Source organism: Kitasatospora sp. NPDC001225 (assembly GCF_053597855.1).
This window is the reverse complement of sequence record NZ_JBSFJC010000002.1, coordinates 76,025-89,690: the sequence shown is the minus strand read 5'-3', so window position 1 is coordinate 89,690 and position 13,666 is coordinate 76,025. Positions and strand designations below refer to the sequence as shown.

The 13,666-nt window shown below is 72.6% G+C and carries 10 protein-coding genes and 1 CRISPR repeat array; of the genes, 9 read left to right on the top strand and 1 reads right to left on the bottom strand.

Translation table 11 applies throughout. From position 1 onward, the window contains the following. The first annotated feature begins 16 nt into the window (after window positions 1–16). The 9 genes from ACWDCZ_RS01140 to cas2e all read left to right on the top strand — a co-directional run bounded on the left by ACWDCZ_RS01140 (window position 17) and on the right by cas2e (window position 11,910). Complete coding sequence (locus tag ACWDCZ_RS01140; protein ID WP_449814886.1) at window positions 17–1,156, top strand: nucleotide disphospho-sugar-binding domain-containing protein; 1,140 nt, start codon at window positions 17–19, stop codon at window positions 1,154–1,156. Between the two features lie 158 nt (window positions 1,157–1,314). After that, a CRISPR array of direct repeats spans window positions 1,315–2,074; the repeat unit is 28 nt; unit sequence GAGCAATCCCCGCGAGCGCGGGGCCGAC. A gap of 158 nt (window positions 2,075–2,232) precedes the next feature. Next, complete coding sequence (cas3, locus tag ACWDCZ_RS01135) at window positions 2,233–5,142, top strand: CRISPR-associated helicase Cas3' (protein ID WP_449814885.1); 2,910 nt, start codon at window positions 2,233–2,235, stop codon at window positions 5,140–5,142. Window positions 5,143–5,374: 232 nt separating this feature from the next. Beyond that, complete coding sequence (casA, locus tag ACWDCZ_RS01130; RefSeq protein ID WP_449814884.1) at window positions 5,375–7,105, top strand: type I-E CRISPR-associated protein Cse1/CasA; 1,731 nt, start codon at window positions 5,375–5,377, stop codon at window positions 7,103–7,105. Beyond that, complete coding sequence (casB, locus tag ACWDCZ_RS01125; RefSeq protein WP_449814883.1) at window positions 7,095–7,697, top strand: type I-E CRISPR-associated protein Cse2/CasB; 603 nt, start codon at window positions 7,095–7,097, stop codon at window positions 7,695–7,697. Before casA ends, casB begins: the two co-directional genes overlap by 11 nt. Before the next feature lie 137 nt (window positions 7,698–7,834). Beyond that, a complete protein-coding gene (gene cas7e / locus ACWDCZ_RS01120; protein ID WP_449814882.1) occupies window positions 7,835–8,977 on the top strand; it encodes a type I-E CRISPR-associated protein Cas7/Cse4/CasC in 1,143 nt (380 codons plus the stop codon). Further along, the gene (gene cas5e / locus ACWDCZ_RS01115) at window positions 8,977–9,831 is read left to right on the top strand and encodes a type I-E CRISPR-associated protein Cas5/CasD (protein ID WP_449814881.1); all 855 of its coding nucleotides are present in this window, start codon (window positions 8,977–8,979) and stop codon (window positions 9,829–9,831) included. Before cas7e ends, cas5e begins: the two co-directional genes overlap by 1 nt. 4 nt (window positions 9,832–9,835) lie before the next feature. Continuing rightward, the gene (gene cas6e / locus ACWDCZ_RS01110) at window positions 9,836–10,609 is read left to right on the top strand and encodes a type I-E CRISPR-associated protein Cas6/Cse3/CasE (RefSeq protein WP_449814880.1); all 774 of its coding nucleotides are present in this window, start codon (window positions 9,836–9,838) and stop codon (window positions 10,607–10,609) included. 3 nt (window positions 10,610–10,612) lie between these two features. After that, window positions 10,613–11,635, top strand: coding sequence for a type I-E CRISPR-associated endonuclease Cas1e (gene cas1e / locus ACWDCZ_RS01105; protein ID WP_449814879.1), 1,023 nt, complete (start codon window positions 10,613–10,615; stop codon window positions 11,633–11,635). Then, window positions 11,632–11,910, top strand: coding sequence for a type I-E CRISPR-associated endoribonuclease Cas2e (gene cas2e / locus ACWDCZ_RS01100; protein WP_117486717.1), 279 nt, complete (start codon window positions 11,632–11,634; stop codon window positions 11,908–11,910). Before cas1e ends, cas2e begins: the two co-directional genes overlap by 4 nt. Window positions 11,911–12,262: 352 nt before the next feature. Here cas2e and ACWDCZ_RS01095 read toward each other — a convergent pair whose 3' ends face one another. Beyond that, window positions 12,263–13,540 carry a helix-turn-helix domain-containing protein gene (locus ACWDCZ_RS01095; protein WP_449814878.1) on the bottom strand — a complete coding sequence of 426 codons (1,278 nt, stop codon included), beginning with the start codon at window positions 13,538–13,540 and terminating at the stop codon, window positions 12,263–12,265. Between the last annotated feature and the right edge of the window lie 126 nt (window positions 13,541–13,666).

Below are 13,666 nucleotides of genomic sequence, written 5' to 3'. Positions count from 1 at the left end.
TCCCCGAGGTTCCATCATGCGTGTACTGTTCGCCGGCGCACCCGGCCTGGGCCACCTCTTCCCGCTGGTCCCACTGGCCAGGGCGATGCGCGAGCTCGGCCACGAGGTCGCGGTGGCCTCGATGGACGGCGGCGAAGGGGTCGCCGCGTCCGGGCTGCCGTACCTGCCCATCGCGCCCGGGGTCGACTGGCGCAAGGAGATCAGGGAGGCCGGCCGCACCCGGCGGCCCGACCTGATGCGGCGGGTGGTCGAGAGCAACTCGGCCGACCGCGAGGCCTTCGTCCCGCTGGCCGCCCACGTCAACAGCCGGGTCGCCGACGAGACGGTCGAACTCGCCGCGCAGTGGCGGCCGGACCTGGTGGTGTACGAGTACCAGTTCCCGGTGGCCCTGCTCGCGGCGACCCGCCTCGGCGTGCCCGCCGTCCAGCACGACCTCGGATTCGCCCGCACCCCGAAGCTGCGCGCGCTGATGCTCGCCGAAATGGCGGACACCTTCGCCCGGCACGGAATCGACCGGCTGCCCGACCCGGCGGACACCATCGACCTCGCGCCGCCCAGCATGGCCGGCGACGAGCGGTACGGCACCTCGATGCGGCCCGTCGCCTACAACGGCGAAGGCGAACTCCCCGCCCGGCTGGCCGCACCCGCCGACCGCCCGCGCATCGCGGTGACGCTGGGCACCGTCCCGCCCAAGACCGACGGCCTCACCAGGATCGAGCGCGTCATCGCGGCAGCCGCCGACATCGACGCCGAGTTCATCCTCGCCACCGGCGACCTCGACCTCGGTACGCTCGGCAGCCTGCCGGACAACGTCCGCCCGTACGGCTGGGTCCCCTGGCAGGCCCTGCTGTCGACCTGCGCCGCCGCCATCCACCACGGCGGCAGCAGCACCGCCCTCGGCGCACTCGACGCGGGCATCCCCCAGCTGGTCCTGCCCGACGGCTCCGACCGCTTCATCACCGCGGCCGCCGTCCACCAGCGCGGAGCCGGCCTCAGCGCGACCGCCGAGGAGATCACCCCGGCCCTGCTCCACCGCCTCCTCACCGACGACACCCTGACGCGCGCCGCCCGCGAGGTCAGCACCGAAATCGCGGCGATGCCCAGCCCGACCACAGTGGCGAAGCACCTCACCACCCTCGCCCACCCCACCCCCTGAGCGACCCCACCCGGCAACTCCCGAGAGCCTGCCCCGAGATCCCCACACCAGTTGGCCGCCGTGCGACAGGGGCCCACTCGGTCAGCACCGAGACGCCACAATGAGAGCCCCCGGCACGCGCCGGGGGGCTCCCTTCTGCGCGGGCCTACCATGCAGGGGAGCAACCCCCGCGAGCGCGGGGCCGACCTGCTGTACGGCGCCGCGGACTGGGAACTGGGGGAGCAACCCCCGCGAGCGCGGGGCCGACGAAGTTGCCGAACTCGCCCATCCGCCTGCTCAGGAGCAACCCCCGTGAGCGCGGGGCCGACGGCGGCGGCGACACCGGCGCGTGCGCGTATCTGGAGCAACCCCCGCGAGCGCGGGGCCGACGCGCTGGCCAAGCTGGCGCCGAACGCGAGGGCGGAGCAACCCCCGCGAGCGCGGGGCCGATACCGCCAAGGCTGACGGCTGGCGAACCGTGTGGGAGCAATCCCCGCGAGCGCGAGGCCGATTCAACACGTTTTCAACATCCCCGTACACATGGGGAGCAATCCCCGCGAGCGCGGGGCCGACTTCCGGCTGGCCGACGACTACGACCTTGGCGCGGAGCAATCCCCGCGAGCGCGGGGCCGACCCGCTCGTGATCTGGACTTCGGCCAGGTACTCGGAGCAATCCCCGCGAGCGCGGGGCCGACGCACTCACGGCGCTCTTCGTCGGCGCGCTGCTAGAGCAATCCCCGCGAGCGCGGGGCCGACAGACCGGACCGGAGCCGCTGTTCCAGGCGCTGGGAGCAATCCCCGCGAGCGCGGGGCCGACACGCACGGTCACGCGGCCCCGATGTCGCGCACCGAGCAATCCCCGCGAGCGCGGGGCCGACTGGCTCACTGTGGAGTTGTGAAGTAGCGGGCAGGAGCAATCCCCGCGAGCGCGGGGCCGACACTTCCTGACCTGCGGTGATCTGCGTCAACTGGCGCCGGTTGATTCAGTTCGATTCGGTTGGCTTCCCATAGCAGACCTCACGCGCCGATCGTTGTCTCTTCGTGAATCCAGGGTGGATTGTCAGTGCCCCGACCTACGCTCCGAAGCGTACTCGGACATGGAGGTCGAGGCGATGGTCGGTGACCGCTGGCAGTGGTACCCGCCTGAGGTAGAGGGATGGTTGGGTGCCCTGTGGGGCAAGTCTGCCGGGCGGGCCGGAGGGACGGTCAACCTCCTGCTGTCGCACATGCTGGACACGGCGGCGGTGGCGGAGATCGTCTGGGACCGATACCTGCCGCCGGTGACGCGGCGGCGTCTGGACGCTGTCGCGGGCGGACTGGGGAGAGGGCGACGGCTGTTCGCCTGGTTGTGCGGGATCCATGACTGTGGCAAAGCCACGCCCGTCTTCCAGTCCATCGATCCTGTTGGTGGGGCCGCGGTGCGCCGCTCCGGGCTTGACTGGAACAAGTACGCACTCAAGGGGGCGGACTGGCGGCACGACAGGGCGGGCGCGCGTGTCCTGCGCGTACTGCTGGAGGGCTCCCGCTGGCCGGAGCAACAGATCGCCTGGGTCTGGCCGTTGGTTGCCGGTCATCACGGCTTGTTCCCCACGTTGGGAAACTTGCCTCCGCAGAGGGAGGACTTCCAGGGCAAGGGGCCGTCCTGGAGGCTGGCGCAGTCGGCGCTGGTGGAGGTGTTCTCCCGGGAGTTGGGCTACCAGGAGGAGTCGCCGCTGGCTGAGGTGGAGCCCGCAATGGTGCCGAGCCGAGCGATGCAGCTCCAACTGGCCGGCTTCGTGGTGATGGCGGACTGGATCGCCAGCGACGAGCGGCACTTCCAGGGAGTGTCGGACCTGGCGGCGGTGACGATGCCGCAGGCGCGGCAGCGGGCTGCGGCAGCGTGGGCGCGGCTCGGCCTGCGCGGTGGGTGGGGAGCGCTGCCACTGCCCGGTCCGGAGGCGTTCCGGGACCGTTTCGGCCACGGGCCCAGGCCTTCGCAGGAGTTGGTCCTCGACGTGGTGTGCCGGATGGGCGGGCCGGGCCTGGTGATCGTCGAGGCGCCGATGGGGGAGGGGAAGACGAAGGCGGCGCTGGCGGCGGCCGAGCTGATGGCCGCCCGTCATGGCGCGGACGGAGTGTTCCTGGGTATGCCGACCCAGGCGACTGCGGACCCGATGTTCACCCAGGTCCGGTCGTGGCTGCGCGAGGTCGGCGACGGCCTGGAGGACCAGGTCGCGCTGCTGCACGGCAAGCGGATGGTCAACGCGGAGTGGCGCCGTCTGCTGGAGGGCACCGGTGAGTGGGGGCAGGAGGCCGACTCCTACTACTCGTCCGTGGGGGAAGACGAGTTCGGGATGTCGGCCGACTGCTTCGATGGCTGCGAGGGCGGGGAGCGCAGGGTCCCCGCCGAGTGGTTCCTGGGCCGTCGCCGAGGTCTGCTGAGCCCGTTCGCGGTCGGCACCATCGACCAGCTCCTGTACGCCGCGACCCGCACCAAGCACGTGATGCTGCGTACGGCCGGCCTGATGGGCAAGGTCGTGATCCTCGACGAGGTCCATGCTGCCGACGTCTACATGTCGCAGTTCCTGCTGGAGGGCCTGTGGTGGCTCGGGCAGGCCGGCGTGCCAGTAGTGCTGCTCTCGGCGACTCTGCCGCCCGAGCAGCGGCGTGACCTGGCCGCTGCCTACCTGGCCGGCACGCAGTCCGCGGAGGCCCCGGCGGCGCCGGAGCTTCCCGGGCCGCAGGGCTATCCGAGCGTGACGGCGGTCTGGCCGGGGCGGGACGGGCAGCCGGAGGTTCTCGTGGAGAGCACCGAGTCGTGGCGCCACGATCTCCAGGTACGGGTCGAAGTGCTCCACGAGCAGCCGGCGGAGACGGATGCCCGGGCCGCGGACGACGGCGCCGGGCCGGCGGATGCCGCCGTGACCGACTACCTGCGGGAGCGGCTCGCCGACGGCGGATGCGTGCTGATCATCCGCAACACCGTGGCCCGCGCCCAGGCCACGTTCGACGCCCTCCACAAGGAGTACGGCGCCGACGTGCGGCTCCTGCACGCCCGTCTGCACGCAGGCCACCGGGCGGACCGCACCCAGGAGGTGCTGGAACTCCTCGGCCCGCCGAGAGAAGGATCCGACCGCCCCGGCAGGCTGATCGTCGTCGCCACCCAACTCGCGGAGCAGTCCTTCGACGTCGACGCCGACCTGCTGATCACCGACCTCGCGCCCATGGACCTGCTCCTCCAGCGCATCGGCCGCCTCCATCGCCACGACGGCGTCAAGCGCCCCCACGCGCTGTCCCGGCCCACGGTCGTCGTCACCGGCATCGGCCTCGATGACGACAAGGCGCCGTACATCCTGCGGGCCTCCGAGGGGATCTACGGCCGCTACCTCCTGCTGCGCACGGCCGCCGAGGTCGAGCGGGCGGCGACAGCCGGCGGAGGCACGTGGAGCATCCCCGGCCGGGTGCCGGACCTGGTTGCCCGGGTCTACGGTACTGACGCCCTTGTCCCCGCCTCCTGGACCGAAGCGCAGGACGATGCCCAGCAGGCATGGGAGAAACGGCAGAACGAGCGCCGCGACGCAGCTGGCGAATACCTGCTCACCCGCGCCGGGGAGCACGGCTCGCAGACCCTGGCCGGCCTCCACTACGGAACCCGAAGCAAGCTCACCGAGGGCCAGTTCGAGGCGCTCGTCCGGGACGGGGACCGTAGCGCGGAGGTCGTCCTGGTGCGCCGCCTCGGGGAGGACGACTTCCGTGCAGTGACGGGCCGCAGCCTCGGCCCGAACGGCGAGGTCGCGGCCGAGGTGGTGGACGACGTGCTCTCCGGCACGGTACGCCTTCCCGCCAGGCTGACCGAAGCGGCCGAGCAGGCGCTCGGTCCGCTGTCGGGCTGGCGGGACCATCCCTGGCTGCGCCACAGCCTGGCCCTGGAGCTCGACAGACAGGGCGAAGCGGTCCTCGGTGACTTCCGGCTGCGCTACGACGACCTGCTCGGCCTCGTGGTGAGCGGAGGCAGACCATGGCGGTAGGGGCCGTGTGGGCGCAGCGGACGCAATGCCGCCCCGCCCACACGCCCCCAACCCCGCGAGCGCGGGGCCGACATACGGTCGGCACGAGGCCGGAAACACGGCCAGGAGCCATCCCCGCGTACGAAGTTCGCGAGGCCGATGGGCAATTCAAGCATTCGCACCCCAACGGTCCTCCACCAGTGCCACGATGAAGCAACAACAAGCTAAACAGGGCCAGTTGGGAGATCAGCGCGTGCCTGGGTACAACCTTGTCGACGAACCATGGCTGGCGGTGCGCCCCGTCGTCGGCGGGCCTCCCATGAAGCTGGGGATCGCCGAGGCCCTGGCCCGGGCCCACGAACTGGAGTGCCTCGTCGTTGAGTTCTCCACCCAGCTGCCGGCCGTCCTGCGCCAGGTTCTCTTGCCCGTCGTCGCCCACGCCACCGGAACACCCCGGGACTTCGCGGAGAAAGGCGAACGGCTCACCCGGAAGGGCGGGTTCACGAAGGCAGAGCTGGGCAGCCTCCGGATCTACCTCGACAAGCACCATGCGAAGTTCGACCTCTTCGACCCGGTCGATCCCTTCGCGCAGGTCGCCGGACTGCGGACCGCCAAGGACGAGACGAAGGGCTCCGCCGCCCTGGTGGCGACCGCGGCGAGCGGCAACAACGTCCCGCTGTTCGCCAACCGCAGCGACGCGGACCCGCTCGACCTGACACCGGCCCAGGCCGCCCACTGGCTCCTGCACGCCCACTGCTGGGACACCGCCGCCATCAAGACCGGCGTCGTCGGTGACGACCAGGTCAAGGCGGGCAAGACCACGGGCAACCCGACCGGCCCGCTCGGCCAGCTCGGCGTCATCGTCCCCACCGGGCGCACCCTGTACGAGACCCTCCTGCTGAACCTCCCCGTCACCCCGCCCGAGGTCCTCGGCGTTCCGCAGTGGATGCGCGGCCCGCACGAACCCGCCTGGAAGCCCCGTAAAGCCGAGGGCCTCCTCGACCTGTGGACGTGGCAGGCGCGGCGGATCCGCCTCATCCCGCACCAGGACGAGACCGGTCGGCCGAGGGTCGCGCGGGTGGTCGTCAGTGCCGGTGACCGGCTCACGCCGATGTCCGAGCAAGAGCCGCACACCGCCTGGACGTTCACCGCGCCCGCCAAGAAGTCCGCCGCCGCCCTGCCCGAGCGCAGGCCGCGCCGCCACACCCAGGGCAAGGCCGCCTGGCGCGGCCTGGACGCCCTCCTCGCGCCCACCCGCCAGAGCTCCGACGGCGCCTTCGAGACCAGCGTCCTGCTCGACGAGGTCAGCGCCCTGCGGGAGGACGGCCGGCTCCCCGCCGACTACCCGCTGCAGGTCGAGACCTTCGGCATGGTCTACGGCACCCAGTCCGCCATCGTCGAGGATGTCATCCACGACGCCATCCCCCTGCCCCTGCTCGCCCTCCACCAGGACAGCGAGGCCCACCAGCTCCTCCTGGACGTGGCCGAGCAGGCGGAGCAGCTCGCGAGGGCCGTCAACAACCTCTCCGCAGACCTGCGCCGGGCCGCCGGCGCCGACCCCATCCCCTGGGACAAGGGCCAGCGCCCCGGCGACCTCCTCCTGCACACCCTCGACCCCCTGGTGCGCCGCCTGCTCGCCGGCGTCCGCGACGCCGGAGCCGACGACGAGGTCCTGGAGCGGGGCAGGCTCGCTTGGGAGGAAGTCGCCCACCACCGCGCACGGGACGCGGCGAACGAACTCCTGCTGGCCGCCCCGGCCACCACCTTCACGGGCCGCACCGTCACCCCGGCAGGCACGTCGGGCAAGGCGGGCAAGTCGCAGACCTACAAGCTCGGCACCGCCGGCGCCAACTTCCGGCACCGGCTCGACGAGATCCTTCCCCGGTACGCCGACGCCGTCCGGGAAGCGGCCGCCGCCCGCGCCGCCGGGACCGGACGCGCCCTCGAACCCGATCCCGCCCCTGGAGCGGACCTTGACGACTGAGCACACCACCACCGCCAAGCAGCGCCGGTACTGGGACGAGCACACCGCCCCCGACCACACCTGGCGTCTCGACCCCCGCACCAAGCAGCCGCGCCGGCCCCCCGGCGAGGACCTCGCGGCCATGCGCTCCGGCCTCGGCCGCCCCGTCATGGACAGCCCCAAGATGTGGCCGCTCTACAGCTGCGAGGTCAACGACACCCTCGCCCTGCGCGACGAGGTCTCCGACGAGCAGAAGGCCGAGCACGCCGCCCTCGCCCTCTACGGCCTGCACCAGCAGAGCCAGTCCAGGCCGATGCACCGCCGCGGCGTCAAGCTCGGCGAGGCCCTGCGGGCGCTGCGCCGCAGCGGCAAGTTCAGCGAGGAGGCACTCGACACCCGCGTCGCCCAACTCGCCGGCGCCACCAGCGTCTCCGCGCTGCTGGTCCACCTGCGCGGCCTGGTCACCCAGCTGCGCACCGTCGGACAGCCGCTGGACTACGACCACCTGATGGCCGACATCCAGGCCTGGCACCACACCGACCGGCGCCCGCAGGTCCGCCTCAAGTGGGCCGTCGGCTACCAGGCTTGGAAGGACAAGGCACCCGCCGACTGATCGCCCGCCGACCGATCGCACGTCGCTCAATCGCACGCTGATCGGTCACCCGCCGCCTAATCACCCGCCGCCTAATCACCCGCCGCCCAATCGCCCGCCGACCTACGCCCGGACCACCACCCTTCGAGGAGCAGCGCATGACCGACCGCCTCTACATCGACGTGCACATCCTGCAGACCGTCCCGCCGGCGAACCTCAACCGGGACGACAACGGCAACCCGAAGGAGGCCTACTTCGGCGGCAAGCGCCGCTCCCGCGTCTCCTCCCAGGCCTGGAAGCGCGCGACCCGCATCCACTTCGCCGAGAGCCGCGACCGGCAGGACCTCGCCACCCGCACCAAGCGGATCGCCGCCCAGCTCGCCAAGGCCATCGCCGAGCGCACCGGCCTCGCCGCCGAGGATGCGCAGCGGATCGCCGACGCGCTGATCAAGTCGACCGGGATCTCCGCGGGCAAGAAGGAGGGCGACACCGCCTACCTGCTCTTCTACGGGCGCCGCCAGCTGGACGCCATCGCCGCCCTGGTCGCCGACACGGCCGCCGACCTCGCCGCCCTCGACGCCAAGGCCCTCGACGAGGCGGTCAAGGCCCTGCCGGTCAAGGAGCAGCTGCAGACGGGCCACCCGGCCGACGTCGCGCTCTTCGGCCGTATGGTCGCGGACATCCCGGGGCTGAACGTGGACGCCGCGACGCAGGTCGCGCACGCGATCTCGACCCACGCCGCCGAGCTCGAGTTCGACTACTACACGGCGGTCGACGACGAGAACGCGGCCGACGAGACGGGCGCCGGGATGATCGGCACCATCGGCTTCAACTCGGCCACGCTCTACCGCTATGCGACCGTCGGCCTGCACCAGCTGCGGGAGAACCTCGGCGACGACAAGGCCACCGTCGACGCCGTCGACCTGTTCGTCGACTCCTTCGCCCGTTCCATGCCGACCGGTTACGGCAACTCCTTCGCCCACCGCACCCGCCCGAGCCTGGTCGCCGTCGTCGTGCGCGCCGACCAGCCGGTGAACCTCGTCTCCGCGTACGAGAACCCGGTCCCGGCGAGCCGGGGCATCGTCGCGGAGTCCGCGCGCCGCCTCGCGGGGGAGTTCACCACCGCCACAGAGCAGTGGGGCGACACCCCGCTGTACGTCGGCATCTGCCACACCCTCGGCACCGCCGACGCCGACGAGACCGGGCAGCAGCTGGCGGAGGCCTTCGGCGCGAACCGCACCTTCCCCGAGCTGCGCGAGGGCCTGCGCACCGCGCTCATCGAGCGGGTGAACGACAACTGATGCCCGCCGACCCCACCCCCATTACGGTCCCGAAGGACGAGGCGCAGGCGGTCCTCGTGCTGCGCCTGGCCGGGCCGCTCCAGTCCTGGGGTGACCGCAGCGCGTTCAACCGCCGCGACAGCCGGCCCCAGCCGACCAAGTCCGGCGTCGTCGGCCTGCTCGCGGCCGCCGCGGGCCGCCCGCGCGAAGCGGACATCACCGACCTGGTCGGCCTGCGCCTGGGCGTGCGCATCGACCAGCCCGGCACCCTGCTGCGCGACTACCACACCGTCAGCGACTACCGGGGCCGGGCGCTGCCGCAGGCCGGGGTGAACGCCAAGGGCGTGCAGAAGCCGACCTCCCCGGCCAAGGACACCCACGTCACCCACCGCTACTACCTCCAGGACGCGGTGTTCGTCGCGGCCGTCCAGGGCCCGGCCGCCCTCGTCGAGACGCTCGCCGAGGCGATCCGCCGCCCCGCCTTCCCGCTCGCCCTCGGTCGGCGCTCCTGCGCGCCCACCCAGCCGCTCGCCCTCGGCGCCGTGCGCGACGGCACCCTGGAGGACGTCCTCGCCGACGAGCCCTGGCAGGCGGGCGACGCGGCCAAGAGCGCCTACCGGCGGCGGGCCGAGCGAGCCGCGGAGCCGTTCTCGCCGCACCGGATCGACCTGGCCGCGACCTTCGACGACCCGTCGGGCGACGACACCCTCCAGGACGTCCCGCGCTCCTTCGACCCCCGCGAACGCGGCTTCTCCACCCGGCGGATCCGCCACGCCTGGCTCACCGTCCCCACCGGCCTCGCCCCGACCACCACGACCGCGCAACCGTCCGCTGCCTCCGCCGGCCACGACCCGTTCGCCCTGCTGGGCTGGTGACCCGATGACCTACCTCTCCCGCGTCCGCATCAACCCACTGCGCGCCGCCAGCCGCACCCTGCTCGCCAACCCCCGCGCCCTGCACGGCGCCGTGACGGCCGGCATCCCCGACACCGAGCCCGGCGACCGGATCCTGTGGCGCCTGGACGCCGACCACCCGCGCCGCCCGATGCTGCTGGTCCTCACCCCCTCCAAGCCGGACTGGACCCACATCGTCGAACAAGCGGGATGGCCGGACGCCGACGGCGAGCACTACGCGATCCGCGACTACAGCCCGCTGCTCGGCCAACTCGCCGTCGGCCGCGAGTTCGCCTTCCGCCTCAAGGCCAGCCCCGTCCAGAACACCTCCAAGCCCGAGAAGCCCAGCGCTCACCACACCAAGACCGCCGCCGAACTCCACCACCGCTCCTACCGCTTGGCCCACCGCACCGCCGCCCAGCAGCTCGCCTGGTTCCTGGACCGCACCGAGCGCTGGGGCTTCACCGTCCCCGAGGCCCGCACCGACCACCCGGCACCGGGCCTCGAACCGTCGGACCCCGACACCCCCGCCGACGCGCGGCCCGCCCGTGAGGTGCGGATCACCGACCGCAGCCGCAGCAGCTTCACCAAACCCGGCACCCGCACCGCCGTCACGCTCACCACGGCCACCTTCGAAGGCCGCCTGCGCATCAGCGACCCCGCCCTCCTGCAGACGGCGCTCCTCGGCGGCATCGGCCCGTCCAAGGCCTACGGCTGCGGCCTGCTCACCCTCGCGCCGCTGCCCGCCGGAGCCCGCTGACCGATGGCCGACATCTGGTGGAAAGCCCACCCCCACGACCTGCACCGCCTCGCCGACCGGGTCTCCAGCGTCTACGTCGAGCGCAGCCACATCGACCGCGACGAGAACGCCGTCGTCGTCATCAACAAGCGCGAGACCGTCCGCGTCCCGGCGGCGATGGTCGCCGTCATGCTCCTCGGCCCGGGCACCCGCATCACCCACGGCGCCGTCAACCTCCTCGCCGACTCCGGCACCACCGTGTGCTGGGTCGGCGAGCAGGGCGTGCGCATGTACGCCGCCGGCCTCGGCCCCAGCCGCGGCGCGGCCCTCCTCAACCGGCAGGCCTGGCTGGTGAGTCGGACGAAGGAACGCCTGGCCGTCGCACGGACCATGTACCGCATGCGGTTCCCCGGCGAGGACGTCAGCACCGCCACCATGCAGCAACTGCGCGGCCGCGAGGGCGCCCGCATCCGCAAGCTCTACCAGGCCGAAGCCCGCCGAACCGGCGTCCCCTGGAACGGACGGGTCTACAAGGCCGGCGACGCGTACGCCGCGGGCGACGACCTCAACCGCCTCCTGTCGGCGGCCAACGCCGCGCTCTACGGGATCTGCCACGCGGTCATCACCGGCCTGGGCGCCAGCCCCGGACTCGGCTTCGTCCACACCGGCCTGGCCACCTCGTTCGTCCTCGACATCGCCGACCTCTACAAGGCCGAGTACACGATCCCCCTCGCCTTCGACCTCGCCCAGCAGGGCCACACCGAGGAACGCGACGCCCGCCTCGGCCTGCGCGACCGCATCGCCCAGGACAAGCTGCTGGGCCGCATCGTGAACGACGTCAAGACCCTCCTCAGCCCGGAGGGCACCGAGATGCCCGACGTCGAGGTCAACGAACTCTGGGACGAACGCGTCGGCACCGTCCAAGGCGGCGTCAACTGGTCCGGCACCGAAGGCCCGCCGGTGCCCGCCGCCTCCGACCCGGGCATGGGCGACGACCACCTGGCCATCATCGGCCCGGAGTTCACTCGGGACACGAGCAGCCCATGACCGTCATCCTCCTCATCGCCGCCCCCGAAGGCCTCCGCGGCCACCTCACCCGCTGGATGGTCGAAGTCAGCGCCGGTGTCTTCGTCGGCACCCCCAGCCGCCGCATCCGCGACCGCCTCTGGGACCTCCTCGCCACCCGCATCGGCGACGGCCAAGCCGTCCTCGTAGAGCCCGCCACCAACGAACAAGGCTGGACCGTTCGTACCGCAGGCAAGGACCGCTGGAAACCCGTCGACTTCGACGGACTGATCCTCTCGGCCCGCTCCCGCCGATAGACCCGCAGGTCACGAAGCATCGGCCCCGCACACGCGGGGATGGCTCGCCGCGCAGGCGGTGTCGGCGCTCGCGACTGCGATCGGCCCCGCACGCGCGGGGATGGCTCCGTCGTCTGCGTGGGGCGGAGCCCCTGCAGGTAATCGGCCCCGCACGCGCGGGGATGGCTCCGTCGAGCACGCCATCGGCATGGGCGTCAACGGATCGGCCCCGCACACGCGGGGATGGCTCCTGGCCGCCGCCACCACCGTTGTTGACCACGAGATCGGCCCCGCACACGCGGGGATGGCTCCGTGATTGGGTGCCCGACCGGGCGGCCTTCGCCGTCGGCCCTGCACGCGCGGGGATGGCTCTCTACGAGACGCCGGTACGCGCGGCCAGTTCCCTCACGCCTGCCACCGTCACGGGTGCATACAGGAGGTCTGCCGTCAGTGCTCGCAGTGCTGGTCGGCGGACCTCCTCCGGGGCGACCTGCTCGGTGAAAATCAGGGCTGCGACCGTGCGGCGGTGGTCGCCGAGGTGGTGCCACATGCGCGCGCAGTCCGTGCCGTACCGGGCCCGGCGCTCTGCTGTCGGCAGCCGTCCCGGGGTGATCCGTGCCGCGTACGGGACGCCCTCATCCGGGGTGCCCAGCGCTGTGTGCACGCCGATCCAGTACAGGTCGGCCTGCGCGGTGGTGGCGTCGACCGTGAACAGCTGGGATCGCGGCCGAGTGGTGGCGTCCGCCAAGCGGCCGACCGCGTCCTCGGCGCCCGCCATCAGATCGAGGGCGTCCGTGCGGCGGTGCCCGCACGCCGCCGTGTAGGCCGCTGTCATGAGCAGCGTCGCCGCCACCGCCCGGGAGGTGTCGCCCGGGCCCTGGCCAAGCGATCCGGCAGTGCGGCGCAGGAGGTCGACCGCGGCGGCCGGGCGGCCGGCGCGCCGCATCGTGATCGCCAGGACGCGGGCCGCCTCTCCCTGAACCACGGGGTCACCGCTGGCCTGGGCCGCAGCGAGAGCCCGGTCCGCCGCTGGCCAGGCGACGTCCGAATGGCCCTTCAACGCGAGTTCCGTCGCCAGCACCCAGGCACGGGCCACGTACGCATGCGCGTCCTCCCGGGCCCGGCCGGCCGACGCGTCCCGGGTCGCCTGGGCCGTGCTCAGCAGGCCAGGCAGAGCGGCACCGAGATCCTCGTACCGGGCCGCCGTGAACTGCGAGCGCGCTGCGGCCAGCGCTCGGCCGAGCTCCTGCAGCGACACAGGCACCGAAGCTGTCGGCTCGTAGAGCGCCCCGACGATCCGGTTCGACGCATCCGGCCGGGCCGCGGCCGTCGCCGGGAGTGCCGAGGCTCCGGCGGCTGCCATACCGGCCACGAGCAGCTGCCTGCGGAGCATGACGTCCTCCTGATCCGGGGTCACATCTCGCGCCAGAGTAGCCGCTCCACCCAGGCCAAGGGCGTCAAGCTGCAGACCCAACACCTGGACGATCACGGCGAGCGAGTGGTCGGCCGGCCGCAGCAGGCCCGCCTCCACCCGGCTGATCGCGGACGCCGAGTAGCCGCAGGCCTGGCCCAGTTGAGCCTGAGTCATCCGCTGTGCGCACCGGGCGGACCTGATGGCCGTCCCGAGCTGACGTTGGCGCTGACGCGACACGACGCCCCCTCCGACTACGCGGGGCCGCCACCGTATCGGCAGGACCGCGCCCACAGGCAGGGCGTGCACAGGGTGTGCGGAGCACGCACACGGCGTGCGGGAGCCGCCTCCATGCCTCCCTGAGCG